The organism is Synechococcus sp. WC10meta (genome assembly GCF_047461475.1).
On sequence record NZ_JANSHF010000025.1, the window covers coordinates 1 to 14,760 of the forward strand.

A 14,760-nucleotide genomic window follows, 5' to 3' on the forward strand; every position below is an offset into this window, starting at 1 on the left:
GATGTGGAACCACGCCGACTCCATCCCGAACTCGGACGTGAAACGCATCAGCGGCGAACCTACTGGAGGGGTGACCCCCCGGAAAAATAGCTCGGTGCCAGACCCTACTACACCCCTCGGTGGGGGTTTTTTGCTGGAAGAAGGAGGGCAGTTACTGCCTTGCTAGGCAATGGGAAGGAGCTATCTCCTACTGGACTCAGAAGCTGCACTCTGACTCAACCAAGCTTTAAGGCGATAGGTAGCCTGGCAATCGTCCTCGTTGTAGATGAGTGTCTGCTCTAGATAGTGGCGATCTCGTGTTTCTAGCCACTGGCTATACCAGTAGATGGAGTAGGCTCCATTGGCCTCGGGCAGTCGCCACTTGAACCCCAGCCAGCGGGCGATGTTCTTCAGGGAGTAGCTCTCAACGGGCAGCACTACCGACCGCTGAATCCAGGTGTGTAAATCCACAAAGCGCTCCAACAGTTGCTGCACCTCTCGGGGATCCGTTTGGTACTGCTCCCCCAGTTGCCGGCAAGTCTGTACTTCAAAGCCATGGAAATGATAAATGGGCGCCTCAGGGTAACGTTGAACCAACTCTAGAAACTGTTGCCAGGCCTGTCCTTCCTCCTGTGGCTCGGCAGCTAGGCAACTGTAGTAGTTGACAACCTTGTGCTCCTCTGCTTGTTCTACCACGAGCAAGCCCAGCAGGTAAGCAACGTTGTGGCGGGGATCTGCCTCGATGTCGAAGTACAGCTCCACGGGCGCTGTCGGCAGAGCTGGGGGTGGGGATTGCAGCCAGATAGGCTGGCGGCTGAGGGCGGCGCGGGCTTGGAGCTGCAGTTGCAGGGCCACGCGGGCTCCCAACTGGGGAATGGCCTGCAGCGTTTCCAGAGGGGCGTTGGCTAAGGCTTCAATTGAGTCGATCCCCGCCTTTTGCAGAAGGGGATAGCGGGATCTAGTTACACCCGGTAGCAGGCTGAGGGGCTGGGTGGTGGCGTTTAGCTGCCGACAGTAGTTCCGCCAGTGGCAGAGATGACAGCGGCTGCGGGCCATTAACACCTGGGGCGGCTCGGGTCGACTGAGGGAGCGCAGGTAATCTTGCAGCAGGCGGCGCACCTGAGCACGTCGTCGATCTAGCTCGACGGGGTACCATTCCTTGTCTTTCAAAATTAGAAAGCCGTGCTTGGGCACCTGCCCCTCCAGGGATCCAAGCAACTCGGCCTGCAAAGCCAACAACAGTTCGTACTCCGGCTTGGGGCGCTTGCCGAGGCGAATGTGCACCGGCAGGTAAACGGGCCGGTCTTGGCTGCGAAGGGCGGGATCCCGAATCAGGAGGTCCAGCGAGCTGCTTACCCAAACGGAGCGAAACTCTGGAACAGCCCTAGTGGAGTCGTCCTCAGGGAGCTCAAGCTCTGTCTCAGGGGAAGAGGCGAGGGCAACTTCAGAGCTGGCAAGCTCCGCCTCAGCTTCCCAAAACAGCTCTGCTACAATCTGCCCGCCGTAGATCCGCTCCGCCCCTGCTGCCATAGCTGCCAGAAGGGCTTCATTGCCCGGCGCGACCTGTTCTCCCGGGAATCGCTCCAGGACAGTAGCTTGCAGAGCTTGGCGATCCCGACGCCATTGCTCCAGCAGGTTTTCCGTCGGCAGCTTGGCTTCTTGAGGTCCAAAGCGATCCAAGTAGGGCAGGCGACGACAGCGAAAAAAGGCCAGCACCTCTTCTGTGTCCACAGAACCCTGCTGGGCTGGTGCAAGCGGGAACTCCAAGGGCGGATGACCTCAGCTCTGCTGTCATTGTGACATGCCTTAAGCCTTGGGCTGCTGAGCTAGCAAGAAGTGGGCAATGAGGCGCTCAACCGTTGCGGCCTGGCGCTGGGCGGTTTCAGCTTGCTGCTGGCAGACGGCCTTGAACTCCTCCAGCCACGCGCTGTGCTCTTGCGTCATCCGCGCCTGCTGCTGAACGATGTCTTTTAACTGGGACAAGTCGTCTTTGATAGAGCTGACGGCTTCAACTAGGGTCAACACAGCGCCGACTAGGCGATCCAGGCGGAAGTCAATCTGATCGAATCGGTCTCCACTTGGCATAGTTCCTCTCCACTCTGGTGCTTCGGGTAGAGCTTCGGCTAGCCCCGCTCCTCAGCAATTATTTTGCAAGGGCGAGGTGAAAGCTCCGAGTAAGGAAGATCACAGCCGCCCAGGAGAGAAGGCCAACCCAACTGGCGTATGCTAGGGAAGAAAGGTTTCTTTACACTGCAGATGGAGCCGACTGCAACCACTCTTTCAATGGCCCCGACTCTGCCCCAGACCCAGCCGGCGGCAGTGGAAACGCAGGGGGTGTGGAAGCGCTTTGGGCAGCAGGTGGCTGTTCAGGACTTGAGCCTGCGGATCTTTCAGGGGGAGGTATTTGCCCTGCTGGGGCCCAACGGCGCCGGCAAATCCACCACCATCCGCATGCTCACTAGCCTCACGCGACCCAGCCAGGGATCCATCCAAGTGGGGGGCTACGACGTGGTGCGGGATCCCTTAGCAGTGCGGCGGCAGATTGGGGTGGTGTTGCAGCCTATTACCCTAGAGGCGGAGCTAACGGTTTGGGAAAACCTGGAGTTCCACGGCCGCATGCACCACATTCCCAACCCGGAGCGGCAGCGGCGCATTGACGAGTGGCTGGAGTACGTGAAGCTGGCCGACCGGCGGCACGACAAGGTGAAGACCCTCTCCGGCGGCATGAAGCGGCGCCTGCAAGTGGCCAGAGCCCTGCTGCACCAGCCTCAAATCTTGTTCCTGGACGAGCCGACGGTTGGATTGGATCCCCAAGCGCGGCGGCTGTTGTGGGAGATCCTGCGGGATCTGAATCGACAGGGGATGACCTTGCTAGTTACCACCCACTACATGGAGGAGGCCGAAGAGCTGTGCGACCGCATCGGCATCATGGACGGCGGCAAGCTGATCGAGCTGGGCAGCCCTAGTCAGTTGCGGGCCAAGTACGGGGAAGCTCTGCTGGTGCGCTCCCGACCTGGACAGGAGGTGAGCTACACCTTTTTCCCCAGCTTGGCGGAGGCCCAGCGGCAGTTGGAAGCTGAATCCGACAAAACCGGCCTGATGGTGCGCCCTGCCAACCTAGAAGATATCTTTGTGCGCTTGACAGGCCGTCGTCTGGATTAGCGCGCTTTTACTCTCAACCTCTCTCTCTTTTATGGCTATTTGAATTCCCCTCCTCCCTCCTTTGGAGTGGGGGGCTCAAACTTGTAGCCAACGCCGCGCACGGTGCGGATTAGCTCTGGCTGACTGGCATCAGTCTCTAACTTCTTGCGAATTTGGCCAATGTGGACATCAACGACTCGCTCATCTCCTTCATAGTTAAAGTCCCACACCTCTCGGATCAGCTCAGCGCGTCGCCAAACCCGTCCAGGGTAGCGGGCCATGGTGTAGAGCAAGTCAAACTCCAGAGCCGTTAGGCTAATGGGGCGCTGGTCGCGAGTGACTTCCCGGGTTTCTGGGTTAATCACCAAGGAGGCAAAGGTTAGAACGGGGGCGCTTCCTCCCTGGGCTTTCGTCCGCCCTCGGCGCAGGATAGCCTGCACCCGTGCTTGTAGCTCCGGTAGGGTGAAGGGTTTGGTCAGGTAGTCATCTGCGCCTAGCTGAAATCCTTGCAGCTTGTCGGCAGGATTCACTCGGCTGGTTAGCATCAATACATACACGCCAGTCTCCTTTTGCATCTGCCGGCAGAGGCTGTAGCCGCTGACATCTGGCAAGTTCAAATCCAAAATCACCAAGTCCGGCTGAAAAGTACGTAACTGCTGCAGGCCCTCGGCACCGGTTGCAGCCACCTCGACCGTGTACCCTTGGCGCTGCAAGTACCGCTTGAGCAGCGTGCAAATGCTGGGATCGTCGTCGACAATAAGGATGCGGAACATAGCGGGTTGACTAGGAGGGGGCAGGGCTGCAGAAGAGCTCTGCCAGCAGGACGTATCCGGGCTGCAGAAAGCGGCAAACCCAGGCAGTCTTTATTTATACAACAGACTGCTTCAGACTCTTATTGAATTGGCTGTTTGGCTTTCCTCGAGCCTCTGTCTCTGGGCAAATGAGTGGCAACCACTCCAGTTAGGCTGTCTGCAAAGGAGGGGAGTAACAACTTGCCGGCCAGGCCTTAGAGTGGCATGGTGGGGGTTTTTCCCAGAGGCTTATGTACTACGATCCCAACGCCGTCTTTCGCAAGGATATCCAGGTGGCCCTCTTCACCTGGGGAGTGCTAGAGCTGGTCTGTTTCGTCATCATGCCGTTCACGCGGGCCTACGAGTATGCGCAGGTAGCGGATTGGCTGTGGCCATCGCTGGTGCTGGGGCCAGCGGGGGCGGTGGTGGTAGCCTTTTGCTCAAAGCTCACGGTAGCTGCTAGTAACATCCCCGACCCGAAAAGGAAAAGGGCACAGCGGCAAATTGCTCAGGTAATCAGTTTCTTCGGCTTCTTGGGCTTGGCCTTGCCCTTGCTCCTAGCCGGCTGGACCTTTGGCCACGAAATTCTCACCACTGACTGGGAGAATATGTTCACCAAGTAGAGGCTAAACGTGCTGCTGAGCTTGCCCCTTGGGAGATAGCTTCCCAAGCCAGCACCCAGAGGCGAAACTAGAAGTACTAGAGATGCTCTGGGGCTTGCAAGCGTTGGCAAGGCTCTTACTCTCAGCTTTTGGGAGCTGAGTTTTGGATGGCTAACTACCCGGTGCGAGGCCGTTCTTCTCCCGCGGTGGGGAGTTTTCCCTTCGGCACCCTAATGGCCCTGAGCCTCTCGGTTGGGGCCTTGGCTGCTCTGGGTTGGCAGGCGTGGCAGTTCATTGCTCCCCTGCTGGCTCCCCCTGCAGTGCCGCAGTTTCCTCGAGCGGTGCGGGTGGAGCCTTTGCCTAGACCGACAAGCTTGCCCTTTTCCCCCTCGGCTCGCCCTACTCAGAGGGAGTCTCCGCCGGCTGTAGGCAGCCTTGATTCCACTGCCTTTCCGCCTGGCAGCCGGGGGCGGGTGATCGAGCCTCTGGGTCTAGCCATCCGCAGCAAGCCCTCGGTGGAGGGAGCTTACCAAGGGGGAATTGGGGCGGGGGAAATAGTGACGGTGCTGGAGTACAGCGCCGATGGCCGCTGGCAACGGGTGCGGCGAGAGCTGAACGGCCAGGAAGGCTGGGTACGCGCTGGCAACCTGGGCCCCGTGGAAGGAGCAGCAGTTGCCTCGGCTCCACTTTCTGCAACTTCTGGGGTTGAATCTACACCTAACTCTACCCCCTCGCCAATTCGGCCACTGGTAGAAACCAGCCTTGCTCCAGGGGAACGGGGACGGGTAATTGAGCCGATTGGCCTAGCGCTACGGGCCACTCCCGACCGGGAAGGAGCTTACATCGGTGGTGTGCCCATGAACGAGGTGGTGGAAGTGCTGGAATACAGCGCCGATGGCCGCTGGCAGCGCATCCGGCGGCAGAACGGGCAGGAAGGTTGGGTGCGGGCCGGAAACTTGGCGCAGGAGTAGTTTCTGGGGGATGCCCCAGCGGGGGATTGTAAGGGTGAAGAAATCTGTGGTTCGGTAGAGCAGGACTGCCTGGGCCAAGCGACAAATGCCGGCGCTGGAGGGTCCGTCGAAGGGCTACTCTCTCTGGATCAAGGGTAGAGCCTGAACAGCAAAAAGGGAGGCGGAGGGGATCCCATGTGTGCTCAAGTTCAGTCCTGAGCTGGCCCTCGTCTGTGGCGAGTAGGTGGGAGAAGAGCACAAGGGTCTTGTCCGGGAGGCCAGGTGGCGGACTGGGAAGCCGCCTTTCACTTCGACCACCTGTTTGGGAATGACAGGCTGCCCTTCAAGGACGGCCTCAAAGGCAGCGCTGGGGTTCGCCTGATTGCCTCGGCAGGACGGGGTTCTTGACGTAGGTCTTTGCCCTCAAGTCCCGTTGGCTTTTGTTGTCCTCTATCCTTTGCTTAGCGATGAACCCAGTCTGGCCAAGTCGCGCCCCTTTCCACTCTTGCTGGCAATTGAGCTGGCTGGCTTTTGGCTTGCTTCTGGCTGCCCCGGCTTGGGGACACGGGGTGGAGGCCTCTTGGCGAGCAGTTCCCACGTTCGAGATCCAGGCCCGCTACGATACAGGCGAGCCGATGCGTTCGGCGCAGGTAACGGTGTTTGCACCTAGCAATCCCAGCACTCCTTGGCAGGAGGGGCAGACGGACGCCCAGGGCCGGTTTTGGCTGCAGCCGGATCCGGAGCTCAAGGGCCTGTGGCAGGTGCACATTCGCCAGGCGGGGCACGGCGTAGTGGTGAAGGTGCCGGTTGGAGAGGGGCTAGGGATCCCCAGCCCCCCCTCTCCTGGCTTTGGGCCTCTGCAGCGGGGGGTCATGGCTGCCTGCGTTATCTGGGGCTGCTTAGGCACAGCGCTGTTTTTCTTGCGGCCCCGCCCTGCCGCCTCTGTGGGTGGAGAACGGCCAAGCTCCGAAGTCGGCGCTGCTGCTCTGGAGCAGGACTAGCCATGCACATCAGCGAGGGCCTTTTGCCAGCGCCCCTGTGGTTGGGAGGCTATGGCCTCACCGCCTTGATCACCGGCTACAGCCTGGGCCGCCTGCAGCGGCTGGAAAGGGATCCCCGCCGCCCGCTCCCCAAGGCAGCGCTGCTGACAGCGGCTTTTTTTGTCGCCTCCTCCATTCACCTGCCCTTTCCTCCAACCAGCCTGCACCTGCTGCTCAATGGCCTAATGGGCGTGCTCTTGGGGGTCTTGGCCTACCCGGCCATCCTGGTGGGCCTGTTCTTTCAGGCCGTGGCTTTCGGGCATGGAGGGCTGACCACCCTGGGGATCAACGCCGCCATCTTGGGGATCCCGGCGCTTCTGGCAGGAGGGATCTTTCAAGCAAGCCGGCGGCGGCTGGGAACGGGCTGGGCTGCCTTTTGGGCAGGAGCTGCAGGGGTGGTGCTGGCGGCGCTGCTATTTTACGGCGTGGTGCTGGCGGCGCTGTACAGCGAGGGGATCCCTTCCACGTCCGCAGAGCGCTTGGCCCTGGCCGGCTTGATGGCAGCTCATCTGCCGCTGGCAGGGGTGGAGGGGCTGTTTACCCGTTGGGTGGTGCTGTTCTTGCAGCGGGTACAGCCGCAGCTTTTGGGGGAGGATGAAAAGCTCTAAGGCTAATCTGCCCTGCCCGCCTCTCGCCTCCAGGAGTTTTTCCTCCCCTTGGCTCCACCGCTGGCGGCCTCTGCCCAAGGTGGTTGGCCTACTGGCATTGATGGCGGCTTTTGCCCAGGTGCAGCGCTTGGCCTTGCTACCCCTAGTTTGGGTGTTGGTGGCTCTTCTTTGGGCGCTCTCCGGCTTGCCCCTGCGCCGAGGGCTAAGACGGCTGGCCGCCCCAGGAGTTTTGTTGATAGCCTTCGTCCTCTTCTTGCCTTTTGCCGTTGGGGAGACCTTCCTCTGGCAGTGGGGCTCCTTGGCTTTGCGCTGGGAGGGGCTGGAGAGGGCGCTTTGCCTTGGCGGGCGCAGCCTGGCGCTGTTGGCCCTGGCAATGCTGCTGGGGGAGACCACCCCTCTGCCGGCCCTGTTGGCAGCCCTAGGGGCTTTGGGGATCCCCGACCTACTCCTGGAACTGGCTTGGCTAACCCAGCGCTATTTGCAGGAGGTGGCTACCCAGTGGCAGCGGATGCAGCGGGCAGCTCGGCTGAGGGGCTGGCGACCGCGGGGATCCCTGTGGCGTCCGGACCTGGCCTTGCGACAAGACCTTCCCTTCCTGGCTGCTGCAGTGGGCACTCTCCTGGTGCGCAGCTACGAGCGCTCCGAGCGGGTCTATCAGGCGCTGCGCCTGAGGGGCTATGGAAGAGCACCTCTGCTCCCAGAAGAGATGGCAAGGGATCCCTGGAGCTGGGCGGCCACTGGGCTGGCGGTGGCTGTGGCTCTCGGCTTGGTGTGGGTTCAATTTGGGGGTTATCCCGATTGAGCTGGTTGGCAGGGGAGTTAGACAAGATGGACAGTCCTCCTCCCCGCCTTTAGAAGCGAAACCCAACTAGAACTAGAATAGGAAGGCCTCAATTTTCCCAATTCATTTGTTGTCTATTGTTGCCATTCTCTCGGCCTCTCCTGTGGCTATGAACCGGTTGGAAACCGCTCTGCCTACGCCCTCTCGCAGCCCTGCCGCCTCCCCAAAGGAAGCGCCGGCTGTTGCCGTTGTGCATCTGGGCTGTGAGAAAAACCGCGTGGACACGGAACACATGATGGGCCTGCTGGCCCAGGCAGGCTACCGGGTGGAGGGGGATGAAGAAAGCGCCGACTACGTCATCGTCAACACCTGCAGCTTCATCGAAGCGGCGCGGCGGGAGTCGGTCAGCACCTTGATGGAGCTGGCAGTGCAGGGCAAGAAGCTCATCATCGCTGGCTGCTTGGCGCAGCACTTCCAGGAGGAGCTGCTGCGGGAGATCCCAGAGGCGGTGGCCATTGTGGGCACGGGCGACTACCACCAGATTGTCCAGGTTATGGAGCGGGTGGAGCGGGGAGAGCGGGTTAATGCCGTCACCTCCAGCTTGGACTACATTGCCGATGAGACTGTCCCCCGCTATCGCACTACCCACGCGCCAGTGGCCTACCTGCGGGTGGCAGAGGGGTGTGACTATCGCTGCTCTTTCTGCATCATCCCCCACCTGCGGGGCAAGCAACGCTCTCGCCCCATCGAGTCCATCCTGCGGGAGGCCGAACAACTGGCTGCAGAAGGGGTGCAGGAGCTGATTCTCATTTCCCAGATCACCACCAACTACGGGATCGACCTCTACGGGGAGCCGCGGCTGGCTGAGCTCATCCGTGCTCTGGGCAAGATCCCTATTCCCTGGGTCCGCATGCTCTATGCCTACCCTACGGGCATTACTCCGGCAGTGGTAGAGGCCATTCAGGAGACCCCCAATTTCTTGCTCTATCTGGATCTGCCGCTGCAGCACAGCCACCCCGAGATCCTCAAGGCCATGAACCGCCCCTGGCAGGACCAGGTCAACGACCGGTTGATCGAGCGGCTGCGTCAGGCCCTACCCAAGGCCGTGCTGCGCACCAGCTTCATCGTCGGCTTTCCTGGCGAGACAGAGGAGCACTTCCAGCATCTGTTGGACTTTGTGCAGCGCCACCAATTTGACCATGTGGGGGTGTTTACCTTTTCTCCCGAAGAAGGCACGCCTGCCTACCACCTTCCTCACCAAGTGCCTGAGCGCGTCAAAAAAGAGCGCCGCGCCCGCCTGATGCAGCTGCAGCAGGGGATCGCCTTCCGCCGCAACCGCGAGCAGGTGGGGCAGGTGGTGCCTGTGCTCCTGGAGCAGGAAAACCCCCGCACGGGCGAGTGGATTGGCCGCTCCCCCCGCTTTGCCCCTGAGGTGGACGGGGTGGTGTATGTGCGCGGGCCCGGATCCCTGGGATCCCTGGTGCCGGTCCAGATTACGCGGGCCGAGCCCTACGATCTCTTCGGCCAGGTGGTGGAGGCGCCGCAGGGCTTTAGTTGGAGTGGGCGGTAGAATAGCAAGTTGGACTCCAGCGGGAATAGGATGACTAGTTCTGAGGAGCTGAAACAGGCGGCAGCCCAGGCAGCAGCCCAGCGGGTACAGTCAGGCATGGTGGTGGGCCTGGGGACGGGCTCCACAGCCGCCTTTGCGGTGAGCGCCCTAGCCCAGCGCATGCGAAAGGAGGGGCTGCAGTTCATCGGGGTGCCCACTTCCGAGCGCACGGCAGAACAGGCCCGCTCTCTAGGGATCCCGCTGGCCACGCTGGAAGAGCAGCCTCGCTTGGATCTGGCCATCGATGGAGCTGATGAAATTGAGGTGGGATCCCTCAATCTCATCAAGGGGGCAGGGGGAGCCCTGCTGCGGGAGAAACTGGTGGAGGCCAGCGCCGCCGAGCTAATCATCATTGCCGACGCCTCCAAGAAGGTGGCGCAGCTAGGCACGCGCTTCCCAGTGCCGGTGGAGGTGGTGCGCTTTGGCTGGAAGACTACCCTGGCGCGGGTGGAGGCCCTGGGCTGCCAGGCGGTGCTGCGGCGCACGGCCGACGGGGATCCCTACCTCACCGACGAGCAGCACTACATCCTCGACTGCCAGTTTGGCCCCATTGCCGATCCAGTCAAGCTAGCTGAGCAACTCAAAGCAACGGTGGGGGTAGTGGAGCACGGCCTGTTTATCGGCATGGCCACCGAGGCCATTATCGCTGGCCCTGAAGGGATCGAGACGCTGCGGCGGCCGTAGGGGCCAGTTCGGCTGCCAGCAGGATTGCCTGCTTGAGGCTCTCGGCGCGGGCCACCCCCTGTCCAGCTATGTCAAAGGCGGTGCCGTGGTCAGGGGAGGTGCGAATAAAGGGCAGCCCCAGGGTTAGGTTGACGGCTCGGTCAAACGCCAGCAGCTTCACCGGGATCAGGCCTTGGTCGTGGTAGAGGGCCAGGTAGGCATCGGCCACGGGGGGAGACCCTTGACCATACCAGGCTTGGGCGGGAGCTAGCCACATCGTATCGGGGGGGAGCGGCCCCCAGATTCTGGCGTGGGGATAGGTACCTAGCAGCTCCGCCAGCCACTCCTGTTCTTCTGAACCCAGTTGCCCCCGTTCGCCGGCATGGGGGTTGAGGCCAGCCACGGCAATCACGGGATCGCCAATCCCAAAGAGCTCGCGCAGGGATCCCGCCAGCAAGTCCAACTTCCTGCGCACCAGCTCTGGGGTGAGGGTGAGGGGCACCTGGCTCAAGGGGATGTGGGTGGTGGCCAGTAGAACCCGCATCTGCCAGCCGCTGTAGGGAGAACGGGCCACAAACAGCATCCCGTAGCACTCGCGCCCGCTGAGCTGGGCCAGTACCTCTGTTTGGCCGGGGAAGGGGTAGCCCGCTTGGTGCCAGAGGTATTTGGCAATGGGGGCGGTCACGATCCCCTGGAACTGGCCTTGCAGCGCCCCTTCAACAGCCGTTTTCAGGTAGACAAAGCTGGCCGCTCCGCTCTGGGCATCCCCCCGGCCCACACGAGAGAACTCTAGGTGGAAGCCGCTGCCGCACTCTAGGACGGGGATCCCTGCCGGGTCAGCTAAGGGATCTGCCACCCCTTTTGCCTTCAAGAGACGGTAGGTAGCCTGCAAAACCTGCCGCTCGCCCACCACCGTTATCTGGGCGCAGGCCTGCACCTGGGGATCCGCCAGCGCCTTGAGCACAATCTCTGGCCCAATCCCCGCTGGATCTCCCAACGTCAGGGCGAGCTTTGGCAGCACTAGGCTCACAGGGGCGTTCCCGATTCCTTTCCAATTTTTATCCCCCCGAAGGGGGAGCTAGGAATAGAGTTCAACTTTAACAGCTCAAAGTTCACTTCGGTTTCCAATTTCTAGGAGTCTCCCTGAAGGAGGAACTCTACCCCCATTAAAGCCAAGCAGGGCAAGGGGTACAAGACCCATTCGCAAGGGGGTCAGTCAAAAGGGCAAAAAGTGGCCTTGGAGAGGGGGGTGAGAGCCCTGTGGCGCAAGGCATCGAGCGGGTAACGAAAAAATGGGCCTTTGCGGGATTTTTGAAGGCGCTCGCAAAGGCGTTGATACCGTTGTTTTGCAAACATCCCAAGCACAGGGATACGTAGGTCTGGGGGTTAGCCGCGCAGGCGGCCGGAGCGGAGGATGCTCAGGATAAGCCACAGGCCCAACAGGCTGGCGGCGCTAAAAAGCAGCTCGCTCAGCCAGAAGACCTGAAAGCGGTGGGTTTGCGCCAAGAGGATGGCGGCACCGAGGGATCCAGCGGATCTAGTTGCGCCGTGCCGCCTGCAGGATCTCGGAAAAGAGCTGGCTAAAATCCAGCTCGGCAACACTCAGGGTGTAGTACTGCTGCAGGAGACGCTCGTATTTCCTCTGCAGTTGGGCCAGGCTGACGGCGGGATCCCGCAGGCTGCCCCCAGGACTTTCTGGCAGGGCCAGTTCCAGAGTCAGCTCGGCACAGCGCTGGGCATCCAGGCTGACGATAGCCAAAATCAGCTCCAGCACAATCGGCTGTGGGCGGGGATCCAGCCGCCCGACCATGCCACAGTTCAAGAGAGCAACGCGACCAGAGCCCAACCGGATGGCTCGGCAAAATTCGTTGGCCAAGGCCACCACGTCGGTCAGCCGGCCAAACTCTGTTTGCGCCACCAGCTCGGCAATGCTGCCGCTGGATCTTGAGGGCCACTGCTTCGCCGCTCACGAGGCGGGCGCGATGGACTTGGGCGATGGATCCCGCTGCCACCGCTCCTGTGTCAAGGCTGCTGAAGACCCGCTCCAGCGGCTGGCGCAACTGCTGGCGCAGCAGGATCTCCACCGCGTTCCAGGGCACGGGGGGCACATTGCTCTGCAGGCTGCTGAGGGCTCGATGTACTCCCGCGGCAGCAGATCGAGGCGGGTGCTCAGCAACTGGCCTAGCTTCACGTAAACCGGCCCCAAATCCACCAGGATGTTCGCAGCACCAGAGGCGGCGGCAGTTGCAGCTCTTCCGCCTTGCCCAAGGAGAGCAAGCGCCGCATGTAGTCCCAGGCATGGCGCAGGACTACTTCCAGGGCCTCCGCTTGCCGGGCGCTGTTCCGGGCCAGCCGCGCAAAGACCACCCCTTTTCCACCCTCTTCCAGGCTTGCCTAGAAACAGCAGCTTAGAAAAAGGGCACAGGAGCCACTCGACGGGTTCCGTCCCAACCGCCGGTCAGCCCCTCCCGCAAGACCCGCAGCACTTCGTCAGTGTTGGCGTTGGGCTCGGCAAAGGAGAAGAGATGCTTATAGCGCAGCCTCCCCTCGCGATCGACAACAAACTGGCCCGGCAGGGGCGCTCCCAGCGCCTGGCCAACGCCGTAGAGCCGAAAAGTTTTGCACTCTGGATCCACCAATAGCGGATACGGTAGTTGCAGGTCGGCTTGGATCTGTTGGCTTTGCACCGGGTCGGTGCTGGTAACCATCAGCAGCTCTGCTCCCAGCGCCCGGATCTCTTCGTAGCGGGCCTTCAGCTCCTGGATGTGGGGGTAGCAGAAGGGGCAGAAGAGCTTTTCCGTAAAGATGCGGGTAAAGGCCAGAACCACCGGCTTGTGGCCGCGGTAGTCTGACAGGCGCACGGGATCCCCTTGCACGTTAGGCAGCTCAAAGTCGGGGGCCAGCTCGCCAATCTGCAGAGAGTTGTTGGCTGGCTGGGGGATGAAGTTTTCGAAGAAGCGACGGTTGAACAAGCCGCTGTTGCTGGTCATGGCAGTTTTTTACGTTTCTTTACTCCCTGCCACCAGCCTAACCCAAAGCCTCGGCTACTGCCTTTAGCCGCCGCAGTTGCGCCCGCATGTCGTGCCGGGTCAGCTCTGCTGCCACGAGATGAAACCCTGCCGCTACCCAGGGGTTGGGGATGCAAAACGCAAAGCGGTTGACCAAGAGCGTCCCCAATGCTTGGGGGTGGCACTCCCAGCGGTCAGTGCCCTGAAAAAAACCCTCGAACTGCCACTCCACCAGACCCTCGGCGCGCTCGACAATCACGCAGTCCAAGCTGGGGGAGACTAGAGGCAGGCGTAGGAAAAAGCGGTAGCGGCTACCCAATTGTCCCGTAGGGGATCCCAAGGCTTCACATCCCAAAAGGGGGCTGAGCCAGCGCCGCATCAGCTCGGGGTCGACTAGGCAGCGCTCCACCTGGGCCACGCCAGCGGCAATTTCAATTGCTTGGGTATAGACGGGCATGCTCTAAGGAGCAGCAGGCGGCGCTTCGCCAACAGGGGCAATGGTACTCAGCAAAATCAAGATATCGCGGTACTCCACCTGATCCGGCCCGCGGCGAGGGGATCCCAGCTGGATGACTGCCTGCTGGAGTGGTCTGTCGGGGCGGGGGGGAGACTCGAACACTAGCGTGCGGATGCCGTTGGCCTGCTCAACATCGGAGAGGAGATCCCAGCCCCGGCCCCAGAGGGTGCGGCGGTAGTAGGCGGCAATCTCCTCCAGAGGCTGAGAGGTCTCCAGGATCAAGGAAGCCAATCCCCCCTCCTGATCCCAAATCTGCCCGGAAGAGACGACGGTGGCGTTGGGCAGGCGCAACTGCTGCGGGAAGTGGGGAGGAAGGGCGCGGGTATCGCCCACAGAAGCCTCAAAGTGGGTGCCATCTTCACCGATGTGGCGCAGCACTGGATCCGGCTGGGCAGCGGCAGGAGGTTCTGTAGACGGCAGGAGTCGACAGGCGGTCAGCAACACCGGCGCCAGCCAAGCTAGAAGTTGCACCTGGGCTGGGCAAAAGTGTCCTCTCATCGGTCAGCCAGGGATCCCTCAGGTGGGTTATAGCGGATCCCTGTTCTTGCTCACAAGTTGTTGTCAGGGGGGTGGCTCCCCGGCTGCACAAAGGCAATTGCAGAGCCTAAGATAGGTAAGGCTGCAGATCCCTGCCAGGGATAGGGTGGAGAGGTGTCCGAGTGGTTTAAGGAAGCAGTCTTGAAAACTGCCGTGGCGCAAGCCACCGTGGGTTCGAATCCCACCCTCTCCGTTACCACGTAGTCCGATGACATCCACCCAGATCCAGCCAGCCCTTGTCTAGAAGGGCTTCCGGGCTTTTCAGTGTCCAAGATAGACTGACAGAATCCACTGTAATCCGGGCTGAAGTGGGACATGACCAGGGACACAAAAGCCAGGGCGGGACATGGCTCTGTCGGAGATAGTTATCAGGAATGCCAAACCCAAGGACAAGCCCTACCAGTTGCCAGACAAAGAAGGGCTGTACTTGGAGGTGAAGCCCAACGGGTCGAGGCTCTGGCGGTTTCGCTACCGCTTCCGAGGCCAGGAAAGACGGCTCAGTCTTGGCGAATATCCGTACATCCCTCTGAGAGA

The 14,760-nt window shown here is 61.3% G+C and carries 20 protein-coding genes, 1 tRNA gene and 1 rRNA gene; 13 read left to right on the forward strand and 9 right to left on the reverse strand.

Translation table 11 applies throughout. The annotated features are described in order from the left end of the window. Positions 1-103, forward strand: a 5S ribosomal RNA gene (gene rrf, locus NW804_RS09805); the annotation flags it as partial. Between the two features lie 77 nt (positions 104-180). On the opposite strand, the gene NW804_RS09810 is transcribed toward rrf, so the two are convergent. Both NW804_RS09810 and NW804_RS09815 read right to left on the reverse strand, forming a co-directional pair. Continuing rightward, positions 181-1,710, reverse strand: coding sequence for a TM0106 family RecB-like putative nuclease (locus NW804_RS09810; RefSeq protein WP_414423432.1), 1,530 nt, complete (start codon positions 1,708-1,710; stop codon positions 181-183). Positions 1,711-1,785: 75 nt separating this feature from the next. Next, positions 1,786-2,064 (reverse strand): hypothetical protein, encoded by a 279-nt coding sequence (locus NW804_RS09815; protein WP_414402159.1) that lies wholly within the window; start codon positions 2,062-2,064, stop codon positions 1,786-1,788. Positions 2,065-2,262: 198 nt separating this feature from the next. Between NW804_RS09815 and NW804_RS09820 the strand changes: the two genes are divergently transcribed. Next, positions 2,263-3,141 carry an ABC transporter ATP-binding protein gene (locus tag NW804_RS09820; protein WP_414411058.1) on the forward strand — a complete coding sequence of 293 codons (879 nt, stop codon included), beginning with the start codon at positions 2,263-2,265 and terminating at the stop codon, positions 3,139-3,141. 35 nt (positions 3,142-3,176) lie between these two features. On the opposite strand, the gene NW804_RS09825 is transcribed toward NW804_RS09820, so the two are convergent. Continuing rightward, a complete protein-coding gene (locus NW804_RS09825; RefSeq protein ID WP_414419923.1) occupies positions 3,177-3,893 on the reverse strand; it encodes a response regulator transcription factor in 717 nt (238 codons plus the stop codon). Positions 3,894-4,162: 269 nt separating this feature from the next. Between NW804_RS09825 and NW804_RS09830 the strand changes: the two genes are divergently transcribed. From NW804_RS09830 to rpiA, 8 genes are all read left to right on the forward strand, one after another. Then, on the forward strand, positions 4,163-4,534 hold the full coding sequence (locus NW804_RS09830; RefSeq protein ID WP_414396293.1) for a hypothetical protein: 372 nt from the start codon (positions 4,163-4,165) through the stop codon (positions 4,532-4,534). Positions 4,535-4,680: 146 nt separating this feature from the next. Beyond that, positions 4,681-5,484 carry an SH3 domain-containing protein gene (locus NW804_RS09835; protein ID WP_414423433.1) on the forward strand — a complete coding sequence of 268 codons (804 nt, stop codon included), beginning with the start codon at positions 4,681-4,683 and terminating at the stop codon, positions 5,482-5,484. A gap of 261 nt (positions 5,485-5,745) precedes the next feature. Next, the gene (locus NW804_RS09840; RefSeq protein WP_414406100.1) at positions 5,746-5,871 is read left to right on the forward strand and encodes a hypothetical protein; all 126 of its coding nucleotides are present in this window, start codon (positions 5,746-5,748) and stop codon (positions 5,869-5,871) included. A 107-nt stretch (positions 5,872-5,978) separates the two neighbouring features. After that, complete coding sequence (locus NW804_RS09845; RefSeq protein ID WP_414419925.1) at positions 5,979-6,464, forward strand: hypothetical protein; 486 nt, start codon at positions 5,979-5,981, stop codon at positions 6,462-6,464. Positions 6,465-6,466: 2 nt separating this feature from the next. Continuing rightward, positions 6,467-7,111, forward strand: a complete 645-nt coding sequence (gene cbiM, locus NW804_RS09850; RefSeq protein ID WP_414396300.1) for a cobalt transporter CbiM — start codon at positions 6,467-6,469, stop codon at positions 7,109-7,111. Then, a complete protein-coding gene (gene cbiQ, locus NW804_RS09855) occupies positions 7,098-7,913 on the forward strand; it encodes a cobalt ECF transporter T component CbiQ (RefSeq protein WP_414411053.1) in 816 nt (271 codons plus the stop codon). The genes cbiM and cbiQ overlap by 14 nt, the downstream gene beginning before the upstream one ends. A 148-nt stretch (positions 7,914-8,061) precedes the next feature. After that, the gene (gene rimO / locus NW804_RS09860; protein WP_414411052.1) at positions 8,062-9,462 is read left to right on the forward strand and encodes a 30S ribosomal protein S12 methylthiotransferase RimO; all 1,401 of its coding nucleotides are present in this window, start codon (positions 8,062-8,064) and stop codon (positions 9,460-9,462) included. Positions 9,463-9,492: 30 nt separating this feature from the next. Further along, positions 9,493-10,185, forward strand: coding sequence for a ribose-5-phosphate isomerase RpiA (rpiA, locus tag NW804_RS09865; RefSeq protein WP_414423434.1), 693 nt, complete (start codon positions 9,493-9,495; stop codon positions 10,183-10,185). Here the strand turns inward: rpiA and pdxA are convergent. Both pdxA and NW804_RS09875 read right to left on the reverse strand, forming a co-directional pair. Continuing rightward, positions 10,142-11,194, reverse strand: coding sequence for a 4-hydroxythreonine-4-phosphate dehydrogenase PdxA (gene pdxA / locus NW804_RS09870; protein ID WP_414423435.1), 1,053 nt, complete (start codon positions 11,192-11,194; stop codon positions 10,142-10,144). The genes rpiA and pdxA overlap by 44 nt on opposite strands. A 550-nt stretch (positions 11,195-11,744) precedes the next feature. Further along, the gene (locus NW804_RS09875; RefSeq protein WP_414423440.1) at positions 11,745-12,248 is read right to left on the reverse strand and encodes an AarF/UbiB family protein; all 504 of its coding nucleotides are present in this window, start codon (positions 12,246-12,248) and stop codon (positions 11,745-11,747) included. Here NW804_RS09875 and NW804_RS09880 point away from each other — a divergent pair. Next, positions 12,147-12,359, forward strand: a complete 213-nt coding sequence (locus NW804_RS09880) for a hypothetical protein (RefSeq protein WP_414423441.1) — start codon at positions 12,147-12,149, stop codon at positions 12,357-12,359. The two genes, NW804_RS09875 and NW804_RS09880, sit on opposite strands and share 102 nt — an antisense overlap. Here the strand turns inward: NW804_RS09880 and NW804_RS09885 are convergent. From NW804_RS09885 to NW804_RS09900, 4 genes are read right to left on the reverse strand one after another with little or no spacing between them, the layout of a single operon-like run. After that, entirely contained in the window at positions 12,352-12,531 is a 180-nt protein-coding gene (locus NW804_RS09885) for a hypothetical protein (RefSeq protein ID WP_414423436.1), read from the reverse strand. The two genes, NW804_RS09880 and NW804_RS09885, sit on opposite strands and share 8 nt — an antisense overlap. 41 nt (positions 12,532-12,572) lie before the next feature. Further along, entirely contained in the window at positions 12,573-13,154 is a 582-nt protein-coding gene (locus NW804_RS09890) for a peroxiredoxin family protein (protein WP_414423437.1), read from the reverse strand. A gap of 37 nt (positions 13,155-13,191) precedes the next feature. Further along, positions 13,192-13,629, reverse strand: coding sequence for an SRPBCC family protein (locus NW804_RS09895; protein ID WP_414411046.1), 438 nt, complete (start codon positions 13,627-13,629; stop codon positions 13,192-13,194). A 3-nt stretch (positions 13,630-13,632) separates the two neighbouring features. Next, positions 13,633-14,187 (reverse strand): hypothetical protein, encoded by a 555-nt coding sequence (locus tag NW804_RS09900; protein WP_414423438.1) that lies wholly within the window; start codon positions 14,185-14,187, stop codon positions 13,633-13,635. A gap of 147 nt (positions 14,188-14,334) precedes the next feature. On the opposite strand from NW804_RS09900, the gene NW804_RS09905 reads away from it, so the two are divergent. Together NW804_RS09905 and NW804_RS09910 are read left to right on the forward strand one after the other, a co-directional pair. Further along, positions 14,335-14,419, forward strand: a tRNA-Ser gene (locus tag NW804_RS09905). Positions 14,420-14,572: 153 nt separating this feature from the next. Then, a partial coding sequence (locus tag NW804_RS09910) for an Arm DNA-binding domain-containing protein (protein ID WP_414423439.1) occupies positions 14,573-14,760 on the forward strand: 188 nt, incomplete at its 3' end.

Coding starts and splice junctions, on each gene's coding strand:
- NW804_RS09815 (WP_414402159.1), bottom strand. CDS start 2,064: ATGCCAAGTGGAGACCGATTCGATCAGATTGACTTCCGCCTGGATCGC.
- NW804_RS09820 (WP_414411058.1), top strand. CDS start 2,263: ATGGCCCCGACTCTGCCCCAGACCCAGCCGGCGGCAGTGGAAACGCAG.
- NW804_RS09825 (WP_414419923.1), bottom strand. CDS start 3,893: ATGTTCCGCATCCTTATTGTCGACGACGATCCCAGCATTTGCACGCTG.
- NW804_RS09830 (WP_414396293.1), top strand. CDS start 4,163: ATGTACTACGATCCCAACGCCGTCTTTCGCAAGGATATCCAGGTGGCC.
- NW804_RS09835 (WP_414423433.1), top strand. CDS start 4,681: ATGGCTAACTACCCGGTGCGAGGCCGTTCTTCTCCCGCGGTGGGGAGT.
- cbiM (WP_414396300.1), top strand. CDS start 6,467: ATGCACATCAGCGAGGGCCTTTTGCCAGCGCCCCTGTGGTTGGGAGGC.
- cbiQ (WP_414411053.1), top strand. CDS start 7,098: ATGAAAAGCTCTAAGGCTAATCTGCCCTGCCCGCCTCTCGCCTCCAGG.
- rimO (WP_414411052.1), top strand. CDS start 8,062: ATGAACCGGTTGGAAACCGCTCTGCCTACGCCCTCTCGCAGCCCTGCC.
- rpiA (WP_414423434.1), top strand. CDS start 9,493: ATGACTAGTTCTGAGGAGCTGAAACAGGCGGCAGCCCAGGCAGCAGCC.
- NW804_RS09880 (WP_414423441.1), top strand. CDS start 12,147: ATGGACTTGGGCGATGGATCCCGCTGCCACCGCTCCTGTGTCAAGGCT.
- NW804_RS09890 (WP_414423437.1), bottom strand. CDS start 13,154: ATGACCAGCAACAGCGGCTTGTTCAACCGTCGCTTCTTCGAAAACTTC.
- NW804_RS09895 (WP_414411046.1), bottom strand. CDS start 13,629: ATGCCCGTCTATACCCAAGCAATTGAAATTGCCGCTGGCGTGGCCCAG.
- NW804_RS09900 (WP_414423438.1), bottom strand. CDS start 14,187: ATGAGAGGACACTTTTGCCCAGCCCAGGTGCAACTTCTAGCTTGGCTG.